This is a genomic window from Bacillota bacterium, assembly GCA_030705925.1.
In the GTDB taxonomy this organism is placed as follows: Bacteria; Bacillota; Clostridia; order Oscillospirales; family Feifaniaceae; genus JAUZPM01.
On sequence record JAUZPM010000014.1, the window covers coordinates 1 to 22,914 of the forward strand.

Consider the following 22,914-nt stretch of genomic DNA (forward strand, 5'->3'; position numbering starts at 1 on the left):
ACACCTCGGCAGCATTTGACAGCGCAGCCGTGGGAGATGGAAAAACCGTTACGGTTTCGGGCATAACGCTTTCTGGCTCCAAGGCCGGAAACTACACTTTAAGCTCAAATTCAGCTACGGCAAAGGCGTCTATAACCAAAGCGCCGATCACAGTCACCGCCTCGGCGGCAGGCAAAGTGTATGACGGCAGTCCGAATGCTTCGGTTACGCTTTCATGCACAGGTATTATAAATAACGAAGACGTCAGCACCTCTTACACCTCGGCAGCATTTGACAGCGCAGCCGTGGGAGATGGAAAAACAGTCACGGTTTCGGGCATAACGCTTACAGGTGCTAAAGCCGGAAACTATACCTTAAGCACAAATTCAGCTACGACAAAGGCGTCTATAACCAAAGCGCTCGTCACAGTCACCGCCTCTGCGTCAGACAAAGTGTATGACGGCAATACTAATGCTACAGCTACACTTTCATGCACAGGTATTATAAATAACGAAGACGTCAGCACATCTTACACCTCGGCGGCGTTTGATTCACCAGACGCCGGAGACGGCAAAACCGTCACGGTTTCGGGCATAACGCTTACAGGCGCCAAAGCCGGAAACTACACTTTAAGCTCAAATTCTGCGACCGCAAAAGCATCAATAACTAAAGCGCCCGTCACAATCACCGCCACTGCGGTAAGCAAAGTGTATGACGGCAATCCGAATACTACAGCTACACTTTCATGCACAGGTATAATAAATAACGAAGACGTCAGCACCTCTTACACCTCTGCGGCATTTGACAGCGCAGCCGTGGGAGATGGAAAAACAGTCACGGTTTCAGGCATTTCCCTAACAGGCTCCAAAGCCGGAAACTACACTTTAAGCTCAAATTCAGCTACGGCAAAGGCGTCTATAACCAAGGCGCAGTCAGCTTCAACGCTTACAGTCGGCACGGTAAGCGGCTGCGGAGACAGCCGCAGTGTAACGCTCACAGCAAACGTTTCCGGCGTTTCGGGCGGCGAGATCCCAAGTGGAACCGTCACCTTCAAATCAGGCGAAACGGCGCTTGGCTCGGCAGCGCTTCAAAACGGTTCTGCTTCATTTGTCTGGAACGGTGTCACCGCAGGAAACTTTTCAATCACGGCTGAATACAACGGCTCAGGCAATTATAACGCCTCATCAAGCTCAAGCGGCAGCCTTGCGGTCGAAAAGCAAGCGCAAAGCCCGCTTTCGATAACCCCTCCCGCAAGCCTCACCTACGGCGGCTCGGCGTTTGACCTCGCTGTAGTCGGCGGAAGCGGCACGGGAGCGGCAACCTATTCCGTAACCGGCACCGCAGTTTCAGTCTCTGCCGACGGAAAAGTTACGATTTTAAGCGCAGGCACCGCAAAAATAACCGTAACAAAAGCGGAAGACGCAAATTATCTCCCCGCAAGCTGTGAGATCACTTTGACCGTGAACAAAGCCGCTCCTTCGATCACAAAACTGCCGCACGCAAACCCGATCCCGACAGGCACAAAGCTTTCGGAGGCGAAGCTGCTAGACGGTGCAGCGGCAGGCGTGGACGGCGCTCCCTTATCCGGCGTATTCTCTTGGGAACAGCCCGACTTCAAGCCCCAGAATGCGGCGGACTATGACGAAAGCGTGATATTCACGCCAACGGATTTAAACTATGCGCCCGTCAAGGTCGGCGTAATAAGCATAAGGGCACAATCTGGAAGCGTCACAGGCGATCCATTCTCAGATACAGATGATACGACTGGAAATGAAGTTAAGCCCGTAAATCAGGTCAGTGACGCAGTCACCGGCACGGCGATCACCAGTATAGCCTACACCCCTTCACCCAGTTTTGACACCGACATGCTGGTTGCGGGCGTCATAAACTCCGACGGCACTGTGGAATACCTGCCAAAAAGCGTTTACAAAGACGGCTCGGTGATTTTGAACGACAAAGTTTCCGGCAAGGTCGCCGTATTCTACCGCAGTATCAGATTCGTAGACACCGCTGGCAAGTGGTGTGACGAAGCCGCGACATACATGGCGGCAAGAGACGTCGTAAACGGCGTCGGCAACGCTCAGTTCGCGCCGGACAGCAATATCAAAAGAGCTGATTTTGTTCTGATGCTTGTAAGAGCCTTCGCAGGCGACACAGCCGGTAACGGAACATTCAGCGATGTCGATCAAAGCGCTTATTACGCTAAGGCAGTTTCAGTCGCAAAGGCGCTCGGCATCGCAACAGGTGCAGACGGGTTATTCAGCCCGGATGCGAACATCACCCGCCAGGATATGTTCGTTCTGTTTGAGAGAACGCTTGAGGCGTTCGGTCTTATCGATAAAAATGCAGACACCTCCCTAATTTCTTTCAGCGATATGGACAGCGCGGCGGACTACGCAAAAGAGGATATTATCCTTCTTGCCGCAAACGGCTATATCAACGGCACAGACGGAAAGATAAACCCGAACGGCACCGCAACAAGAGCTGAGGCGGCGCAGATGCTGATGAACTTCTTAAAAGCATCGGCGAAGTAAAAACTAAAACCAATAAATTTTCGTCTGAATTATATGTCCGGACATAAAAATCCACTCAATCGCGCTTCCTGCGATTGAGTGGATTTTTAATTTTCAGACGGTGATATTCTTACCGTCATTTTTACAATATTCCTAATTTATGATATGATAAAATAAATATCCTTTAAAGGTGGTCAAAAATGAAAAGCTTTATATATGAAAGAGCCGTCCAGTATCACGAAACGGATCAGATGAAATTCGTACACCATTCCAACTACATCAAATGGTTTGAAGAAGCGAGAACCGCGTTTCTAAGCGACCTCGGATTCGGGTATGACAAGATGGAAAGCATGGGTGTCATCTCCCCTGTCGTGTCCATTTCCTGCGAATATAAAAGTCCGTCGAAGTATGGCGAAACTGTCTGTGTTGAAACCAAAATCAAAGAATACACCGGCGTCAAAGTCGTTTTTTCTTATACTGTCACCGGCAAAGCCGACTCAAAAATCAAAGCGACAGGCGAAAGCAAGCACTGCTTTTTAAGCAAAGACAGTAAAGTCGTCTCCGTCAAAAAGGATTTGCCCGAAATAGATAAACTGATAAGAGACTGCATGGACATCACTGAACATTAAACAGGCGTTTTATCGTCACAAGCGCCTGCTGTCTTGTATAAAAAAGCTCCGGCTCAAACTTTCCATCACCCATGCCGTTCATCACTTTAAGATGAGCGGCTTTGTCTTCCGCTGAGGAAACGTATGCAACCGCTTCTTTCGCCCAGTCGGCAAAGCTATCTCTATCGGCAAAATCCATCCCGCTTCCATCCGTCTTAAATCCGAGAACCTTTGCCGTTCTGTAAAGCATTGCCGCCGCCTCCTGCCTTGTGATATGATCGTCAGGGCAGAACCCGCCGCCGCCCCTGCCGTTAACAATGCCAAGCGCCGCCGCGGCAAGTATATTTTTATCGTCTGTATCTGTAAATGCACTTTGAGTGACCCCTTTGCCCGAAACCAGCTTATCAATCGTTTTGCCCGTTTTCTTTTCCATCATATTTACGGCAAGCGTGCAAAAGTCCTTTCGGGTTATGTCATAGTTATACCACTGCTCGAACCCCTCCGGCACAAGTGATAGTTTTTCCGTCTCACTCACTTCATCCTTCGCCCATGCCGCAGGTCTGTCAAGCAGATAATGGGACGGCACGATAGTTTTGATCTCCTTCCCGTTTTCATCTTTGACTGGATTCAAACTGAAAGTGCCATCGCCAGTGTTCAAATCTCCTATCGTGAATATATTGCCATCTTTTTTAACAAATAAAGCGTCAAAGCCGTCATTGTTATAATTATCTATAGACACAACGTCACTAATGCCGTTCAATTTAATCAGATCGGACGGATCGAGTTTAACAAAGCCATTTGTTTGGGATGTCTTTGCAAAGACGTTACTATTAGTATCTAAGATAAATTTTAACCCGTCAGTAAAATCCGCGACACCGTCGATTCCCTCAAACCTGCTCCATTTTTTATCCTTCATATTATAATTCCAAACGGTTCCGTCATTTTTCAGTGCAATTATAGAAAAGAACGCTGGAGAAACTTTAATAATGCTGTCCATGCCTTCTGCCTGTACTATTTTATCCTCGTCAATATACCAAACCGTCCCGTCCGATTTAAGAAAAATATCATCGACACCGTTTACAACATTATCAATGTCTAATTTCACAGGATTTATATATGAAATCAATACATCAACATTCCAAGTCCAAACTGTCCCATCAGCCTCTATTGCAATATTTCGGATCCTGCTGTTTATAAAAACGATATTTTTAAGCCCAGGAACCTGCCACACACCCAGTTTATCAGAATCGGGTTCATAGCAGTATTCCCAAACTGTTCCATCATCTTTTAACAAAAGCATTCCATCGACTGACGCAACATGGTCCATGATCTTTTTAGGGGTTCCCGTTTCATCCGGATAGGTTCCCCATGCGTATGCGTTCCCGTCTTTGTCGACAGTCATGTATATGCCAACTTCAGCATTCTGACCAGATATAGTCTGCCTCTGTATCGAAAGCGGAAAAACATTTTGATCCGCGCCGCTTGCCGGAAACCCCGCAAAAGACAGCACAACAGCGAGCATCAAAATAAAAGATACCGCTTTTTTTAACTTTTTCATAAACATCCCTCCGTCACTGAGCATTAAACAGCATTTAAAATAGCGCTAATGTCATTATCAATTTATAAATTTTGTCTGACTACTTTTTAAAGCATAAATCTTTCCCGTTCAGCCTATGTCTTGTTCAGGCTGCTTACTTACCTCTAGTCCCGGCATATCGTCGACAGGGCTGCCGTCAGGCTCGACATACGACCGACCCGATTTTCTTAACATGACGTTCTCCGACCCGTCCGTGCGCATCATAAAGGTCTTTTCTTCATCATTATCATAAAATATGTGATTGCCTACCACAGACCAGCTGTAAACATTCTGATCCGATATTTTCACAGCATACGAAAAATCTAGCGGCGCGCGGTTAAGCTGATTTTTATATTTGTAAAATATCGTGTCATTTAAAATCTCAAAAATACTAACAGTTGCGCCCTCTGCCGACACCTGCATTATTCCGTTATCTTTAGGATCGAGGCGGAACAGCTTTCCGCCGTCCTCAAAATACATATAGCCCTTGTAAGCCTGAACGCCACCTTGTTCTTTTAAAACGGTTATCATCTTCTTCTGTTTATTCTTAATGTCATACTGGTACAGATACGTATCTTTTTCTAACATGCCCTCAGTATAATAGATCATGTCGCCGCTTACCGTATATTGGTACAGGATTTTATCGATGCTGCACAGATCTTCATCCTTGCCCGTGCTTAAATCCCTGCGGCATAGCCCGTCCTTTTCATAATACATATAGTTTCCAAATATCTTTTGCCCCCACATGCCACTATACTGCGTGATTTCCTTGCTTTTTGCCTTTAGATCCACGTCATATGTAACGTCCGCAGAGGAAACATATGCTTTCCCATCTTCATAACGCAAAATATTGTACAAATGCGGCGCAAATAACATTGTTCCTTTTGCCGTACTGACATTATATGCTTCAGCTCCGTCTATAATTTTCACAGAGGTATTGCCGCCGAACTTGGTCAAGTAAATATCGGTTTTATAGTCCTTATCGTAATCCAGATATAAAACAGAATCGCCGACCCCTGCGGCAATAGAAACATCTTCCTGAACGCTGTCATACTCATCAGGATTGCGCGGCTCTATGTAAACTTTCCGGTTATCGCCGTCCCAAAGCACGTCATATCCCGCACTCTCGCTGACAAAGCGAAGAGGGACAAGCACCCGCCCATTATCGATTACAGGCGGCGCGTCAAGCGTTATATTTTTGCCGCCAGCGCTTGCTGTGCTGCTTCCCACTGTCAGCATTATCGAAGAATCTCCCTTTTGAGCTGTAATGGCTTCTGTCGAACCGTCCCAATCGACTATATACCCAAGCGTTTCAAAAATCGCGCGCATCGGAACCATCGTCCGTCCGTTAGTGATGCTTGGCGCGACGTCGAATGAAATCTGCGAACCTTTGAAATAAACCTCAATCCCTTTCTCCTGCCCCGCCGCTGCACCCGGCAGCATTGTTATAATCATTACCGCAATAAGCAAAAGTGCCTGAAAACGTTTCATACCTCAACCCTTCTGTCCTTATTATTTTAGGTCTAAATAATTTTAATAAGGTTTGCTAACCTTACCATTGCTTCCGCGCATTCCTGCCGGCTCATGCAGGTATTCATATTGAGGTTTGACTGACTTATTATAGGAAAGAATCTGAACAGGGTGTCAATCTTGCCGTCCGAAATATAAGAATTTGCCTCCCCGACATTATTAATAAAAATCCCATTTGAGTCGTCTTCAAGCTCGATTTCCCTGCTGTCGTAGCCCTTCAACGTATAATTGAACAGCACCCGCAGCAGAACGGTTTCCGCGTCTTTGTATGTCATCGCCCCGCTTTGATCGCAGCTTTCGGCTATACCATATTTTTTTGCCCAGTCAAAAGCGGACTGATACCAGTTTGACCCGCCCGAAATATCCGCGCCGCAGGTTCTTGCCAGCATCACATAAAATTCAGCCTGTGTAACGTTAGAACCCGGTCTGAAAAAACCATTTTCGTCGCCGTATACGACATTCATATCGTGCAGCCTGTTTATGAATTCCCATTTTCCGAATTTGTCAACGTCGTCAAAACACTGACGGTACGCCGAATCGGTCGTATCAATAATATCAATATCCATACTGCATGAATCATCGCCGAAAAAAGCGGTGATTTTTGTTTTGTCCCCGGCTTTGAAATCTTTAAAAAGATCCTTTGAAAGCTCGAGGTCATTAAACTGGTTGCCCTGCGTTATGTCCTTATCCCCCAGCACTATCTTATCCGGCATCTGACCTTTGTTATTGATAAAGTTTGCATAAATATTAGAGGAATAAAGGCTCCGTTTGTCAAAAACAGCAGAGGACGGAACGATTTCAACCTTTCGTTTTGTCGTCTCGGGAACTCTTTCAAGCTTGATCACCCATTTATCCATATAAATTTCACACCCGTGTATTACCTTCATATATAAATAGGTATCCTTTGAAAAGTCGATCGTTTCATTTTTCATAGATTTTTCAACGGCTTCAGTATTACAGCTTCCGTCAAGTTTCATATACTGCTCGTCAAAATCGCTGACCTTATTGGAAAGATAAAATATTCCCTTATCTTCAGGCTCGATATATCCCCCAAGCTCAGTAAGGTCAACTGTTATATTTTTGCCCGCAGTGCTTTTGTTTTCAGGATAATACACATGAACAACTCTGTCTTTCCCGCAAACCGAATCGCCTATCTGTCCGTCGATATTAACAAAGACAGTAGCTTCACTATTTTCGTTTTCATATGGCTTCATATCGACCGGGTCGACCTTATAGCGCATATTTGATAAAACCCGTGAACCGTTGACATGCGCGGCAACCCTCATGAAACCGTCAGACGGGATATTGCTCAAATTCCAGCAGGTGTTCTCCCCTGCGCCTTCAAACTGCCTGTCAAGTTCGATATAAAAATAGCTTTTTGCAAAGTATGCCTCCCCGGTGGGCTGAAATCCGTAAAACGTATTCGCAAGCGGGGGTGATGCCGAAGCTGTTATAACGCTCGAAATCAGCATCAAAACAATAACAAAAGAAAAACGTTTTTTCATAGTTAGCCCCCCTGAAATTTGTTCACCGCTCTTGTATCCCTTATGCCAAATATTTCACCACTATGTTTAATATACCAAAGCGGGCAGTAATTGTCAACGAATCGGGTATTAAAAAAGCGGCTTGTTCCAGCCGCCTTTTTAAGTTATTCTTATTATTATTTGTTTTCAGTCTCCGCCATTTTTGTCGAAATCGTGATCGTTTTGGTCAGATCGTCCCAATCGACTGAATAGCCGAGCGCCTCTGACATGAACCTCAGCGGTATCAGCGTCCTTGCATTATAAAGCTGTGCCGGCACATCCATAGATTTTTCCACGCCGTTTACGAGCGCGGTTTTGCTGTCAATGGCAAACTCGATGACATCGCTGCCGCTAGTCACTTTCACGGTTCTCTTATCAGCGTCCCAGTCGACTTTAGCGCCGATGCTCTCGAAAAACAGGCGAAGCGGGACAAGCGTCCTTCCGTCCTTGATGATCGGTGCAACGTCGAAATCGATATATTTGTCATTGCAAACCACAGAAATGGTCTTTTGAAGGTCTGGCTGGCTGGTAGCATAACTCCTGTCGCCAACAGTCGTTATTATCTTTCCGTCCTTCAGGTAAGTGTCGGACGGATAGTCCTTGTAATAATGCGTAGCTTTTAGATTAAAGCCCTCGTCGAAAAAGTAGACTCTGTTGAAAAGCTTAGGTGCAATTTCATAGAAATAGGGCGAATTGTCATAATCACACCATCTTGCGGTATATACCCCGTCTAAATATTTGATTTCATATCTGTCCCAGTTCCCGTCAAATATCTCCTTTGCGTCCTCGCTGATGCCCTGTTTTATCCAGTCGTCGCCGTCGCTTGAAAAGTAAAGCTCGCCGCCAAACCATGCATAATATTCTCTGCCCGTAGATTTAAGGGTTTCATCGACCTTCGTCATAGACTGTGGGTAAAATTCCAGCTTGGTTTCTTCATCGTTGATTTCGAAGGAATTTCCCATTCCGCCGGGAAAATTAGCGGGCAATATCTGCTCGATCGTAAACTTTGATGTCGTTTTAGCCGGCAGCTTTACACATGCCATTACTTTTTCTGATTTCGTTTCATAAGGATTTTTCCTTACGGCATAACCATTAATGACATTCCCGTTCTCATCTTTAACAGTGACATAATTAGGAGAGCTGGAGCTGAGCTTATAGTAGAGATAGCGTGTCTTGTCGCCGGTATTGTTTATCGTGACATGATAATTCACACTGACGCCGTAGTTGCCGAGGTTGCAGCCGCTGCCCCTGTTGTCCTTGCCTATCGTCAGCGGATAGTTTGGAATCCCGCCAGCCGAATCTTTTGTGTCGCTGTGGAAATCATCGAACACCCAATACTGATCTTTTTGTGCATCTGCGACATTGCTTCCGTAGAAGCTTAGTTTTTCAGGGTCAAAATATTTGAAAGAGAGCATATCAGACTCTGTGCAGGAAGGCCTTGACCATATATCCTCCTGCGGATTGATATTTGTCATCCATTTTGTTACAACACTGCCTTCAGGGATATACTGATTATATACTTTAACGGGAAGCAGGGTGCCTGCCGTGATTTTGTCATTAATAGAATAACTCAAATCGGTGTTGACAGCGGGAAGCGTATCTGCTATCCCCTTGTACTGCCTGTCACGGTAATAAACGCCTCTTTTTGCGTTGTCGCAGTGGTGGCTTCTGTCCCCGAGGATGCCGTCTGATTTAAGAGCGGCAATATTGACGTCGACTTTGCCCTGCTTTATCTCAAAATCGCTCATCAGAAAGACCGGCTTTAAAAACGCCACCGTGCTGTAGTTGCTTATATATTTGCTAAGCCACATTTTCTCGCCTTTTTTAAGTTCCACCGTAACGGGCGTAAACTCATGCGGCTCACATTTTTCGTCAGACCTTTCGGTCAGCATCGGAACCTGCATATAATCAGACCAAGCATTGAAAAAGTCGGCGGATGACTGAAGCTTTAAAATTTTATCGCCGGATCGGAATGTTTCAAGCCTTTGCGCTTCAAACCCCACGGCGGTTATAACGACTGTTGAATCCTCTTTTGCAACGAACTGCGCGTCGAGCTCTATATCGAATCCCATTTCCTTCATGCTTCCGTCGCTGTTTTGCAGTTCGGTATGGTTTAGATGCGAAACGAACATGGAATATTTGCCCGCCGCGAGATCATCGTTATTCATTATATAAGATGGGTTGGGGTTAGAGTCGTCTGAAAGGTCTCTGCGCCAGATCGCCTCTTCATTGTTGCAGTATATGTATTTACCGCCGCCCTCAGGCGTGAATTTTATATTCTGCGCCGTGACAGAGTCAGACGCCGCGAATGTCATCATGCAGAAAAGCATAAAAACTGGCAAAACAAAAAAGAACTTCTTCATTCGATCACCCAATCTATGTTATTGTAAAAGAGCTTAAAGCCCGCTCACTGTATTTTTAGACGGAATTTATAATGATATGTTTCAATAAAGATCACGAAAATCACAAATCCAGAAAACTATCGTTTTAATAATATCAATTTAACCGTAAAACTTCAATTCACAAAAAATAAATATACTACGTCAAAATATACAACTTTTTCTTTCTAAAATTATTAATTTTTGCTATTTTATGTATTGAAAATTTAAATAGGTAAGCTTATAATTAGGACACAAAATAATTAGGCATCCTAAATATTAAGTTATTTAAGAAATGAGGTGAAATTAGCATGCAGGATAAGTCAGAAACAGAGATCATATCTAAAAAAGTCATAAGGGCATTTTTGCAGTTCAAGCGGCTGCGCATGAATGACAGCGTAAAATTCAGTAGCGACCATCCCCATCATTTTCATGATAATATTGATCACCACCACCATTTTCATGAGGATAATAATCATTTTCTGAAGCCAAGCGAAATCATGCTTATGTATGAACTGAAAGATGTCGAAGACGAATATCCGAGTGGAATCAGCGTTTCGGATTTGAGTCATATTATGCGAGTCAAGCCCCCGTCAATCACATCTTTGATCACGAGCCTTGAGAAAAAAGATATGATCGAGCGGACAATGGATCCGAACGACCGACGGATCATCCGATTGAAGCTGACGGAAACCGGCAGGCAATGCATCGAAAAACAGAATCAGCATACTGTAGAAAAAATAAATGGCCTGGTGGAATACCTTGGCAAAGAAAAAAGCGCTCAGCTTGCTAGCCTGATAAATGATGTATTTATGTATTTTATCAGCCAGGCTAATAACAAAAACATACCAAAGGATCAATAAGCTGCAACGCTTCTTGACCTAAACGATGGAGGCATCTAATGCTTAAAATCTATAAAAATCTAAAGCCATATATCCCCTATATTTTCGGGATCTTGGTTTTTCAGGCACTTCAGTCGATGGCAAACCTTTACCTGCCGACGCTGATGTCCGATATCACAAACAACGGCATAATGAAGTCCGATGTCCCCTATATCTGGCGGATGGGAGGGCTTATGCTGCTCATTGCGGCAGGCGGCGTCATATGCGCGATCGGCGCAAGCCTTCTTGGCTCGAAAACAGCGGTAGGGCTCGGACGGAGACTGCGCAACAAGATCTTCCGCAAGGTTGAGGGATTCTCACTGCACGAGTTTGACAAGCTCGGCGCTTCGACCCTTATCACAAGAACGACGAATGACATCATTCAGATACAGACGACAACGATACTTATCTTCAACATGATGGTCGGCGCGCCGATAACGGCGATAGGCGGAACGATACTTGCATACAGCGAAGATAAAAGCATGACCTTAATCCTTGCTGTCGCCCTGCCGGTCATAGGCTGTGTCGTCGCATTCTTTGCCACAAAGGGAATGCCGCTCTTCAAAATGGTGCAAAAAAAGATCGATAAGGTGAATTTGGTCGTCCGTGAAAACCTCACCGGCATTCGTGTAATACGCGCTTTCAATCAGATCGACCGTGAAAAAGCCCGTTTTGACGAGGCAAGCAGCGATCTTACAAACAACTATATCAAAGTAAACCGCATAATGGCATTCATGATGCCCATAATGATGCTAATAATGAACCTCGTCACGATGAGCATACTGTGGTTCGGCGCTATGCGTGTCAATGACGGCACATCTAACATCGGAAACCTTATGGCATTCATGCAGTATGCAATGCTTATCCTGATCTCCCTTTTGATGCTGACCATGATGTTCATCATGGTTCCGCGCGCGCAGGCTGCCGCTGAGAGAGTCAACGAAGTGCTTGCGACAAAAAGCGAGATAATAGATCCTAAGGAGATACGCCATGCCAACGATCAGGCGGGCTATATCGAATTTAATAATGTAACGTTCAGATACCACGGCGCAGAGGAACCTGCCGTCAGCAATATCTCATTTGCTGCAAAACCCGGCGAAACAACAGCAATAATAGGCGGAACGGGCAGCGGCAAATCCACGATAGTCAACCTTATGCCCCGTTTTTACGATACAGACAGCGGCGAAGTATTGGTTGACGGCGTCAATGTCAAGGAAATGTCACAGGAAGAATTGCGTGCGAAGATAGGTTTTGTGCCGCAGAAGGCCGTTCTCTTTACGGGAACGATCACCGAAAACCTTAAGTACGGCAAGCTTGACGCAACCGACGAGGAAGTGCGTCATGCCGCAGAAGTTGCACAGGCATCTGATTTTATAGAGAATATGAAAGATTCCTACGATACAATGCTTTCAGAGGGCGGACTCAACCTGTCAGGCGGACAGAAACAGCGTCTTTCCATCGCCCGTGCTCTGGTTAGAAAGCCGGAAATATACGTATTCGACGACAGCTTTTCAGCCCTTGACTTCAAGACCGACGCAAAACTCCGCGCCGCTCTGAAAAAGGAAACCGGCAATTCCACCGTTATTATTGTCGCGCAGAGGGTCGGCACGGTCATGGACGCGGACCGCATCATAGTGCTCGACGAGGGCAAGGTCGCCGGTATCGGCACACATAAAGAACTGATGAGCAGCTGCGAAGTATATCGTGAGATCGTATCCTCTCAGTTGTCAGAGGAGGAATTGGCATGAGTGCAGAAAGCAGAAGATATACAAGGTCATCAAAATCCGGCGGCCGGCACGCGGGCGGACACGGCCCCGGCGGCGCGATCGGGAGACCTGTTGAAAAAGCAAAAGATTTCAAAGGCACGTTAAAACGCCTTTTACAATACCTAAAGCCCCAGAGAACAAGCCTTACTATTGTTATAATATTCGCGATCCTTTCGACAACCTTTACCGTTTTAGGGCCAAAGATATTAGGCAACGCAATGAACCAGCTTACCAACGGTTTCATCGCCAAAAATATAGTAAACGGCTTAAACGATGCCCAGCCGAAGATGCAGGACGCGCTCAAAGCTTATAACGATGCGATAGACACCGCCGTTAAAAAGGCTGACGAAGCCGTTGAAAGCGGCGTTAACTCAACCGTTGCCACACAGAAGCAGGGTGCATATGACCAGGCAATGAAACAAGCTGACGCGATAGCGGTGCAGAAATTCAACGAGGCAGTCGCCGCGCAGAAGCAGGCCGCTTACAGCCAGGCAATAAAGCAGGCGGACGCTGTGGCAGTTCAGAAATTCAATGAAGCCACCGCTTCCCTAAAGCAGGGCGCATACGCGCAGGCGAAAACTCAGGCTGAAGCCGCCGCCAAGGCTCAGGTCGACCAGAAATTCATGGCCGCTGTGCCGGGAATCACGGCAGATAAGCTTTCGGGAGTGCCCGGTTACTCAGACGCGTTGAAGCAGGCATATGCCGCCGCCGATACAAAGGCTGTAGAAGCGGTGGACGCACAGTTTGCATCACAGCTTGCCGGCGCTAAAAAGACAGCAGAAACACAAGCGAAAGCCGCTGTAGATTCCGGCTTTGCGGCAAAGAAATCCGTAATGGACACACAGCTTGCAAACGCCAAGAAGATGGCTGAAGACAAAGCAAAAGCCGCTGTCGACGAGGCATTCGTTTCTAAACAGTCGGATATCGACTCAAAGATCACATCGGCAAAACAGGAAGCCGAACAGAAGGCAAGAGATGCTGTCGATAAAGCGTTCATGGACAAACAGAACATGACGAAAGAACAGCTCGACACCTTTCTCTCGCTTGCAAAGCTTCCGCTCATCAAAAGTACGAACGATTTTAACCAGCGTGCTGATATAGCCAAAACCTTCTTCGATGATCTTAAAAAGCTTCCACAAAACATGGTTTCCGGCGACGCATCGGTCAAATCATCCAACCTTAATCTCTCAAATATTTCAGACGAAAACCTTAACACTTATATAAAAGATATACGTGAAACAGGCGGAAGCATTCCCTTTGCCGCAGTCGCCAGGATTCTTATCTTCCTGCTCTTTATATACGTCTTGAGCTCAGTTTTTGCCTTTGTCATGCAATATATCATGTCATCCGTTGCGCAGGGCGTCGTTTACAATATGCGTAAAGACGTTGACGAAAAACTTTCCCGCCTGCCGCTCAAGTATTTCGATTCACACTCAAACGGTGAGATCCTGAGCCGCATGACGAACGATATAGATACAGTTTCATCGACCCTCCAGCAGAGTTTGACCCAGCTGATCCAGGCGGTACTCCAGATCGTCGGTTATCTCATCATGATGCTGACGATAAGCCCGATACTGACGCTCATCGTTATGCTGACTCTGCCGCTGTATGTCCTCGTCACCGCTCTGATAGCGAAGAAATCGCAGAAATTCTATGCCGCTCAGCAGAAATACTTGGGCGAGCTCAGCGGACACACCGAGGAGATGTACACCGGTCATAAGATCGTCAAGGCCTTCGGACACGAGAAGGATTCTATCGAAACCTTCGAGACAATCAACGACGACCTTTACAACGCAGGCTGGAAAGCTCAGTTCCTCTCCGGCTCAATGTTCCCGCTCATGAATTTTATAAGCAATATCGGTTATGTCATCATTTCAGTGGCGGGCGGCATATTCGTAACAAAGACATGGCTCAACATCGGCGACATAACAGCATTCATCCAGTATTCGAGACAGTTCTCGATGCCGATAGTTCAGACCGCTAATATTGCGAACATCATCCAGTCCACCGTTGCATGCGCTGAGCGTGTATTCGAGGTGCTGGACGAGGAGGAAGAGATCTCTGACACAGAAAATGCCAAGGTCATCGAAGCTCCGCGTGGCGATATCAAATTCGATCATGTCAAATTCAGCTATAAAGAAACCGAGCCACTTATCGAGGATATGAACCTTGATATCAAAAAAGGCGAAACCATCGCCATCGTCGGTCCTACAGGCGCCGGAAAGACCACGCTCGTCAATCTGCTCATGCGTTTTTATGAGATCAATGGCGGAAATATCACCTTTGACGGCGTGAATGTCCGTGACATAAAGCGGGGCAGCCTGCGCACGATGTTCGGCATGGTGCTTCAGGACACATGGCTCTTCAACGGCTCTATCGAAGACAACATCCGTTACGGCCGTGAAGGTGCGACACATGAACAGGTCGTTGCGGCGGCTAAGGCGGTTCATGCCGACAGATTCATAAGAAGCCTGCCTGACGGTTACAAGACCGTCCTCAACGAGGAAGCCTCAAACATCTCGCAAGGACAGAAACAGCTTCTCACGATCGCGCGTGCCATCCTTGCCGACCCTGCCGTGCTGATACTCGACGAGGCAACAAGCTCAGTCGACACACGTACAGAGGTGCTTATCCAAAAGGCTATGGGCAGACTTATGGAAGGCCGCACAAACTTTGTTATAGCTCACAGACTTTCGACGATCCGCGACGCCAAGCTGATACTGGTTATGAACCACGGTTCCATCATAGAAAGCGGAACGCATCAGCAGCTGCTTGAAAAGAAAGGCTTTTATGCCGACATTTACAACAGCCAGTTCACCGGCCCGTCAATTGATGAACAGGCTGTATAGACCTTCACTTTATAAACAGGGCGCCGGCTTTTCTTAAGCCGACGCCCCTTTTATTCATCAAGGCCTCTGAATATCGCATCTTTTAGGCAAAGCAAGTTTGAAACCATCCCCACGATTCCCGTTATAAGGAAGATCACAGCCATTCCGGAACCCTTTCCGGTTCCAACTATCGCCGACAGCGCATTTCGCACAGGCGACGGCGAGAGCATGAACGGCTCGAAAACATGATCGGCAAGAACCCCGCCGAGGAACAGCCCGACAGGTATCGTAGAAAACTGAAAGGTATCTCTTGCCGAGAACACTCTCCCCTGCATTTCAAGCGGCACTTTAGTCCTCATTATTGCTGTAATGTTAGCGTTTATGAATGGCATAGGCAGATTTCCGGCAAAGGCGGCAAATATCCAAACCGCTTTGCTTTTCCCGACACCCCACAGGATGTCGCATATCATAAAGGATATTGCGCAGGAAATAAAGATGACTTTTGTGCGGCTTTTTGCCGGTCTTGCAGCCGTAACAAGAACGCTTCCGGCAAGCGCGCCCGCCCCTATTGCGGTGGATACCAGCCCAAGCGTGACCCTGTTCTGATTTGTCCTTGCAAGAATCATTGCCGGCATTATAGCGTTGCCCGCCATAGATGCCAACAGGTTGACAAATGAGAAGAAGAGTATCATCTTAAAAAGGGGCATATGCTCTTTCAAAAAACGAAACCCCGACGAAATGCCTTTCAAAAACGGCTCGGCTATGTTTTCCGCCGTTATTTTCGGTATCCTTATAAAAAACATAAGCGCCGTAAATGCGACGGCAAAAGTCAACAGGTCAATAATGAACACCGTTCGTATCCCTCCAAAAGACATGACGGCTGTCGCAAGCGCAGGCGTAAGGATCGTAACTAGAGAATTTGAAAAAGCCTGCATTCCTCCCGTTCTGACGTAATATTTCTTAGGGATGATAAGCGACTGGGCAACATTCGCCGCCGGATTTTGAAACGCGTTCATAAAGCTCAAGATGAAATTGATGATATAAAGATGCCAGATCTCAAGCCTTCCGGTGCCGTACAGAATGAAGATCGTCAGCGTCCCCAAAGCCGCTGTGAAATCGCTTACAAGCACGACTTTCTTCTTATCCCATCTGTCGGCAAGCGTGCCCGCCGCAAAGCAGAACAGGATAGACGGCAGATAAGAGCAGACAGAAAGCAGAGTGATGCTCGTTGCTGTCCCCTTACGTCCGTATGCCCAAATGATAAGTGCAAAATTGGTCATAGCTGTGCCGAGAGAGGAAACGGACTGACTGCTCCAAAGTATCAAAAAGCTTTTAAGCTCTTTTAATTTATTTAATTTTATCATGACTTTGCTCCTTAAATCCTTATTGAATCATAAGCTGCAAAGCCCGATTTTGGGCGGTGGTTTTACCGCTCCATGCAAATCCGCCCTTGAATCAGACCCTGCATAGAGCAAAGACAGCGCAGATTACCATAATGTTACCTCGTTTTTCAGAATATCATTATTATATCAGCTGATTTTATAAAGTTCAATGACAGCAGATGACATAATGCGCATTCGACGTGATATAATATAGAAAATCATATCTTCATGGAAGTGATAAAAGTGACTTTTGAAACGTTCGGAGACGAAAGCAAGCCCTCCCTCCTGCTTTTACACGGCATGGTCTGCACGTGGGAGCAGAATTTCAGCCATCTAATCGGCGACCTTCAAAGGAATTACTATCTCATTCTTCCGGCATATGACGGACACAATCCGAAAGAGGACAAAGACTTTGCCGATATCGAGCAGACCGCAGTGGAAATCGACGACTATATCGCCACGCATCACGGCGGAAAAATCTATGCGGCATACGGTTTTTCGATGGGCGCAAACGTCCTTGCGGAGATCCTTGCAAGCAATAGAACGGCAATTGAAAAAACGATCCTCGACGCGCCCTATCTTCTGCCCCGCCCCCGCTTTCTGGCAATGCCCTTTTCAAAAATCATCGCAGCGATAGCGGTTAAAATAATCAAAAGCCCTGAGAAAACAAGCCCAATTTTACTGAACCTCGTGACCGGCAGCTTCACAAGTGAAAGCTGCCCTGAAAAGCTTAATTCCGTCGTATTCTCAAACATTACGAAAAAGACTTTTTACAACGCATATTATTTCGACCATATCCAAAAGATAAGAGCTGAGATTAAAGACACCAAAACGGAAGTATACTGCTGGTGCGGCAGTAAGGAATACTTTGCGATAAAATCTATAAATAAACTGAAAAAGTATATCCCTGATCTGCAATTCAAACAGTTTGACGGGCTTAAACACGGCGGGCTTATCTACTCGGACAGATTCAAACAAGAGCTTGACGCAGTCCTGCTTCCCTCATAACAAAAAATGCCGGCTTCGGGTCAGTCCCCAGCCGGCATTTTTATATTCAGTTGATTATCACGCTCTGCCGCTCGCCCTGACCCCATTCATTCGTCTGTTCAGCCTTGACAATGGGAGCTTCGCAGATATAGACCCCGGGCGTCACGTTGCGGACATAATAAGAGAAAGTGACCATTCCCGGGCTATCATTATAAGTTTTAAAACGCAGATTCTGCTTTTCAGAGCTGTTAAGGTATACCTTCCATGAGTCTTTTCCGCTGTATCTAGCGCCGGTCGGAACATAATCCTGAATGCTAATATAGCCTTTGGGCGCGTTCTCAACAGTTACCGTGACCTTTTCCTCATCGCCGACGTTGCTTTCGGGCGTTACCTTCTTTGTGATTCTAAGGTCTTTTCTTCCTGTGCTCTTATTCTCCGAGGCATAGCCGGTGTAGAATGCCATAACACCGACATCCCCGGAAATCTTGCTGAAGGATGTGTCGGCAAACTGTTCCTTTGTAAAGGAGAGACACTCAAAACCGCGCTTATCAAGCTCTGCCGTTTCCGTCTTGCCGCCCTGCGTATATGAGAAGGATGCGCTGGCGCTGGATTTAGGTTTAAAATGGGTTACATAGACCATCTGTTCGAGGACGGTTAAGTCTGTCTGCGACTCAGCGCTGCACAGGTATCTTACCAGAAGATCGGCTGACGGCAGCCTCAAAATCGAAGCTGTTATAGAAGCGGCGGCCGTCATTTCGATATTCATGTCGTTGTCGTCGCCAGCTTTGTAGTATAACGCCGGATCTCCCCATTTATCATATGTGTCTGTAAGCTTTGGGGCGATCAGCTTATTATAATAATCCTTAGCGCCTTCAAAATCGCCCGCAAGCGCAAGCCCGGCGGTAAGGCGCAGTTTATCAAGCTCTGAGAATCCGCCCCCGTTCTTTAATAATGACTTAATGTCAATAAGCACCGGGGAGCCGAGCGAAGCAAGCCCCATATACGCAGCCGCGACCTGTTCGGGCGTTGAATCTTCACCGGAAATTACACCATACAGCGCCGAATTCACCGAACTTTTATTGATATAATCGGGAGCCGCCGACGCAATTCGCCCTGTAAGAACAGGGTCGCCCTTTTTGTCTTCACTCAAAAGCGGTATAAGTCCATCTGCATTCTTTATTTCATAAGGCACGTCATTTTCAGGGCTTTTTCCATAGATATCACTATAGATTCGGTTCCATGCAAAAGAGCTTGCAATCTCCGCGTCCGAGCGCCAACTGCCATTATGGGCGAGGTTTGAAAGCACCCGGTTATATACCAGATAATCATTGCTAAAAAACTCAAGATAGACCGGATAGCGGACTGGCTTTATATTCTTTATGTCGTCAAAGTTTATGATGTCCGAATACTGTGCCTGCAATCCGCAGTCTATCACCGAAAACGGCTTTAAAATGCTGTCTGAAAGATTTCCGTTCGAGCCGGTTATCGTCAGTGTATAGTTGCCCGCAGAAAGCGTTCCGAATTTGAAAATCGCATCGTCCATGGCTTTTGCGGACACATCAACCGACTTTGAAACGCCGTTTCCCTCTACTGTGGCTGTGTAACTAATATCCTGTGTTCCCTCGACCTCTGTGCCATATGCGCGGGACGAGAAATTCACCGTATCCCCCGTTATGAAGGTATCAGGCACCACGGGCGACACGAACATAGCAAGCTTGCTCGTGATATCGATCTTGCTTGAACCTGCGCCAAGATCAGGGCTTACGGCAAGTGTTGTTATTCGCCATGACGTAAGGTTGTCGGCAAGGGTGAATTCTGTCTTAGCCTTTCCGTCTTTATCGGTTTTGAGAGTCAAAAAGGCAGTGTTGTCAACAAATTTAGAGCGCGGTTTTGGTGAAGCAGGCGCTGTAGGAGAAACATCACTTGCGCTATCGCTTGCGCCCCCTCCGCCGGATGCAGAGCCGTAATATTGCGTGTATGAAACATAACTGCATAGACTGGGATAATATATTCTGCCGTACAGGGTAGCGAGCATATTGACCCCCTGCGGAGCGATTGCGAACTGCGCCTCGTCGACAACACTCATGCAAATGTCAGCGTTCGGGACAGGTTTTCCGCTTTTGTCCAAAACCGTAACTTCCGCATTCACCTTGTCTGATGGACGGTAAACCTCTTTATCAGTCTTGACGTTAACAGTAAGCTCTTTTTCGGAAGGATCGTAACTGATTCCACTTCCCTCTATCGGGAATATATGCTTACCGTCAAAATATGCCCCGATAAGCTCGAAATTAGGAATAAGCTTTTTATCGAAGTTTACCGTGAATTCATCTTTTGTGCTTAAAGTCACGTCAAAGGTATCGCTCTGCACCTTTGCGGTAAGATACCTGCCGTTATTTCCAAGCTTCAGCTTGCTGTTGTTTTCATTTATAAAAAAGGTAAGAGGGTTCTTTTCGTTAATCGTCAGTCTGTTCGGATTTCCGACAGCTTCAAACGAGTAATTCTTATATTGAGACGGTTCTGGTCTGCCGCAATAGTACGGTTCATAAGCACTTAGCCCTGATATTGTGTCACGCCCCCGCCCGTCCTTATATGAGAACTCGTATTCATCCCAAGCGTTATCTGATATGTAAGGAAGATCAGTGACCTTGAACTTGCCGTTCACAGTCTTGAAAGTTCTGGTTGTCACATCAGTTCTGACTTCATAAGTTTGGAAACTTATCGTCTTCTTGTTGATAAAATCATAATCAGAATACGTGCCTGTGGACACATAGTAGTAATGGGTTTTTGTGAGCGTAACGTCTATATCCACCGGCTCGCCTTTGATATTTTCAGGAAAGTTGTCGCTGTGATAATCAGCTTCTGTGTGGATACCGGACAGGTTCATTTTATTTGTTTCAACGTCGATCGTTCTGTCCTGATTTACTGTTGCGTAGAGCATCGTATCTCGGTTGAAGGTCATCACCGAGCCGGACGCAACTTGCTCTTTGTTTTCGGCGCTGTCGGTATAGATGCGATAATCCAGTGAATCCGGCTCCCACCATTCCGCTTTTTCAACACTTTGCTTTATCCAGACTTTTCCGCTGCCGTCCCTGCCGAGGTTGAATTTCTTAGTATATTTAAGATTTCCGTCTCCGGAAGCGTCTACAGAAACAGGAAGATTTGATGTGGGCGAACCCTCGAAGAACTGGCAGTTTACATCAACGACGACCGGATTTTCAGAGGGTTCGACATAAACCTCTTGCTCAGGCTTTGCAGAAAAAACATAAACAGGTTTTACATAATCAGATATTTCCACATATGTGCCGAAGATCGCATCGTCCCCATCAACAACCCTGATGCTGTAATAATCAGACTTGAGATCTGAAAAGGAAAGCTCGCAGCTGAACGTGCCGCTGTCGCTCAAAGTCACCGGCGTCTCATACAAATCATCATCGCCGTCACTTATCACAGCCTTAAGATTTTCGGGTTTTTTTACGCCATCCTTTCTCGGGCGGATCAAACCCCACATCTGCACTTTATCCGTAGGAAGATACATCTCTCTGTCCGTATACAAATATGAATAGTAATCTTCAGAGCTAGACCCGTAATAGCCTCCGTAATAGTCACAGCAATAATAACTGCTCAGATCTGCAATATCTATAAAAATATCGCCTCCGTTTTGAATCTTTAAAACGCAGTCATCCTGATAATAATAATTATCCCCTCTGATCTTGTCCCATTTGATTATGGTGCTGCCGTTCTTGCCAGTCACGCCGGAATCCGTGCCTTTTTCATTTTTGAATTTGACCGTGGCGCCAGAAACCGCCCCGCTCGACCTGTTCACCCAGACGAGTCCGTCATTGTCGTTGAATGAACCGTAAACAGAAAGGTTTGACACCTGAAAATACTTATATACACTCTGCTGTTTGCCCTTGTTGTCCGTCGCTGAGATAACAGCACAGTAAAATCCGAGGTTAAAATTCTGCGGCATAACTATATATCTATCCCAGCTTTGCCCTTTTGTCAGCTCGCTTGTAAATGTCATGAATTCCGATGACTTGTAAAGATCGGGTTTAAAATCAAAGCCATGGCTGTCGCAGTATGCAGAAAGCTCTGCAAGGTAATCATCAGGGGAAAACCGGTAGACAGAAACCTTGAATTTTTCATTTTTATAATCGTCCGCAACCGAAAGCCCCAAAGCAATCGGATCAGAGGGTATGAATGTGCCGAAACTGTATTTATTGCTGTAGAAAATCGTATCTTCCGGCTCTTCTATCGTTTTAAACCTGAACTCTATTCCGCTTTCAACCTTTTCGCCTTCATTGTTTTTGACGTTAGTGGAAACAGTCACTTTATAAACGGTGCCATACGAAAGCTCAGCGTCAGGGATAAAAGCAGCCGTATCTGCGAACATTTTAAACTGACCGGTAACATTCGGCGTAATGCTGAAAGCTGATTTTAGGCTGTCAAGGTCGACGTCACTTTCTGAAAACTCAAGCTCTATACCCGCATTCAGATGTACGGATGAATCCTCGTCGTCCGGCCTTGTGCCCAGAATCTTGAATTTCTGCTCGGTCTGGAATGCCCATTTGTTTACGGTATCCCCATTTTCATCAGTCAGCGACACCGTAACGAGGACATTGCTTTCAAACGGTTTGTCAGGCGTAATGATATATGTACCGTCAGGCTGTGCCTCTGTCTTAAACGTCCTTTTAGGCGTTATTACTATTCTTTTCTGAATAAAATCCTCTGTAATGCCGTCTCCCTTTACAATGAATCCCGAATCGACGGCAATGCCCTTTTTTGTTTCCTTTTGCGCTGTAACCGTCACAGACTGTCCATCAATACTATCCGCCGCCGTGGAACCTAGCGGAAAGACTGATAATATCATTGAAACCGATAGGAATATCGTAAGCATTTTGCCCGACAGCCTATTTTTGAATTCGAAAAATCCAGCCATAATCCCCTCCAACAAATATCTTAT

Annotated in this window: 12 protein-coding genes; 6 read left to right on the forward strand and 6 right to left on the reverse strand. The window is 46.1% G+C overall.

Annotation, left to right across the window (positions count from 1 at the left end):
• Nucleotides 1-2,513: YDG domain-containing protein (locus tag Q8865_03540; protein MDP4152504.1), on the forward strand; the 2,513-nt coding region annotated here is incomplete at its 5' end.
• A 179-nt stretch (nt 2,514-2,692) separates the two neighbouring features.
• The gene (locus Q8865_03545; protein ID MDP4152505.1) at nt 2,693-3,121 is read left to right on the forward strand and encodes a thioesterase family protein; all 429 of its coding nucleotides are present in this window, start codon (nt 2,693-2,695) and stop codon (nt 3,119-3,121) included.
• Here the strand turns inward: Q8865_03545 and Q8865_03550 are convergent.
• The 4 genes from Q8865_03550 to Q8865_03565 form a co-directional block, all read right to left on the reverse strand.
• A complete protein-coding gene (locus tag Q8865_03550; GenBank protein MDP4152506.1) occupies nt 3,108-4,658 on the reverse strand; it encodes an S-layer homology domain-containing protein in 1,551 nt (516 codons plus the stop codon). The two genes, Q8865_03545 and Q8865_03550, sit on opposite strands and share 14 nt — an antisense overlap.
• Before the next feature lie 108 nt (nt 4,659-4,766).
• Entirely contained in the window at nt 4,767-6,167 is a 1,401-nt protein-coding gene (locus tag Q8865_03555) for a stalk domain-containing protein (protein ID MDP4152507.1), read from the reverse strand.
• Nucleotides 6,168-6,199: 32 nt separating this feature from the next.
• Nucleotides 6,200-7,711, reverse strand: coding sequence for an S-layer homology domain-containing protein (locus tag Q8865_03560; GenBank protein MDP4152508.1), 1,512 nt, complete (start codon nt 7,709-7,711; stop codon nt 6,200-6,202).
• Between the two features lie 155 nt (nt 7,712-7,866).
• On the reverse strand, nt 7,867-10,092 hold the full coding sequence (locus Q8865_03565) for a copper amine oxidase N-terminal domain-containing protein (protein ID MDP4152509.1): 2,226 nt from the start codon (nt 10,090-10,092) through the stop codon (nt 7,867-7,869).
• A gap of 326 nt (nt 10,093-10,418) precedes the next feature.
• Here Q8865_03565 and Q8865_03570 point away from each other — a divergent pair, with 326 nt between their 5' ends.
• From Q8865_03570 to Q8865_03580, 3 genes are read left to right on the forward strand one after another with little or no spacing between them, the layout of a single operon-like run.
• Nucleotides 10,419-10,970, forward strand: a complete 552-nt coding sequence (locus Q8865_03570) for a MarR family transcriptional regulator (protein MDP4152510.1) — start codon at nt 10,419-10,421, stop codon at nt 10,968-10,970.
• A 38-nt stretch (nt 10,971-11,008) separates the two neighbouring features.
• Nucleotides 11,009-12,736 (forward strand): ABC transporter ATP-binding protein, encoded by a 1,728-nt coding sequence (locus tag Q8865_03575; GenBank protein ID MDP4152511.1) that lies wholly within the window; start codon nt 11,009-11,011, stop codon nt 12,734-12,736.
• Nucleotides 12,733-15,603, forward strand: a complete 2,871-nt coding sequence (locus Q8865_03580; protein ID MDP4152512.1) for an ABC transporter transmembrane domain-containing protein — start codon at nt 12,733-12,735, stop codon at nt 15,601-15,603. The genes Q8865_03575 and Q8865_03580 overlap by 4 nt, the downstream gene beginning before the upstream one ends.
• Before the next feature lie 50 nt (nt 15,604-15,653).
• Here Q8865_03580 and Q8865_03585 read toward each other — a convergent pair whose 3' ends face one another.
• Nucleotides 15,654-16,946: an MFS transporter gene (locus tag Q8865_03585; GenBank protein ID MDP4152513.1), complete on the reverse strand. Its 1,293-nt coding sequence runs from the start codon at nt 16,944-16,946 to the stop codon at nt 15,654-15,656.
• 246 nt (nt 16,947-17,192) lie between these two features.
• Between Q8865_03585 and Q8865_03590 the strand changes: the two genes are divergently transcribed.
• Complete coding sequence (locus Q8865_03590) at nt 17,193-17,972, forward strand: alpha/beta hydrolase (GenBank protein MDP4152514.1); 780 nt, start codon at nt 17,193-17,195, stop codon at nt 17,970-17,972.
• A gap of 46 nt (nt 17,973-18,018) precedes the next feature.
• On the opposite strand, the gene Q8865_03595 is transcribed toward Q8865_03590, so the two are convergent.
• Nucleotides 18,019-22,890 (reverse strand): alpha-2-macroglobulin family protein, encoded by a 4,872-nt coding sequence (locus Q8865_03595; protein MDP4152515.1) that lies wholly within the window; start codon nt 22,888-22,890, stop codon nt 18,019-18,021.
• Nucleotides 22,891-22,914 lie beyond the last annotated feature (24 nt).

What these genes read in the sequence shown, in the direction of transcription:
- Q8865_03560 (MDP4152508.1), bottom strand. Translation starts at nt 7,711, where the DNA reads ATGAAAAAACGTTTTTCTTTTGTTATTGTTTTGATGCTGATTTCGAGC.
- Q8865_03545 (MDP4152505.1), top strand. Translation starts at nt 2,693, where the DNA reads ATGAAAAGCTTTATATATGAAAGAGCCGTCCAGTATCACGAAACGGAT.
- Q8865_03585 (MDP4152513.1), bottom strand. Translation starts at nt 16,946, where the DNA reads ATGATAAAATTAAATAAATTAAAAGAGCTTAAAAGCTTTTTGATACTT.
- Q8865_03595 (MDP4152515.1), bottom strand. Translation starts at nt 22,890, where the DNA reads ATGGCTGGATTTTTCGAATTCAAAAATAGGCTGTCGGGCAAAATGCTT.
- Q8865_03565 (MDP4152509.1), bottom strand. Translation starts at nt 10,092, where the DNA reads ATGAAGAAGTTCTTTTTTGTTTTGCCAGTTTTTATGCTTTTCTGCATG.
- Q8865_03550 (MDP4152506.1), bottom strand. Translation starts at nt 4,658, where the DNA reads ATGAAAAAGTTAAAAAAAGCGGTATCTTTTATTTTGATGCTCGCTGTT.
- Q8865_03555 (MDP4152507.1), bottom strand. Translation starts at nt 6,167, where the DNA reads ATGAAACGTTTTCAGGCACTTTTGCTTATTGCGGTAATGATTATAACA.
- Q8865_03590 (MDP4152514.1), top strand. Translation starts at nt 17,193, where the DNA reads ATGGAAGTGATAAAAGTGACTTTTGAAACGTTCGGAGACGAAAGCAAG.
- Q8865_03575 (MDP4152511.1), top strand. Translation starts at nt 11,009, where the DNA reads ATGCTTAAAATCTATAAAAATCTAAAGCCATATATCCCCTATATTTTC.
- Q8865_03570 (MDP4152510.1), top strand. Translation starts at nt 10,419, where the DNA reads ATGCAGGATAAGTCAGAAACAGAGATCATATCTAAAAAAGTCATAAGG.
- Q8865_03580 (MDP4152512.1), top strand. Translation starts at nt 12,733, where the DNA reads ATGAGTGCAGAAAGCAGAAGATATACAAGGTCATCAAAATCCGGCGGC.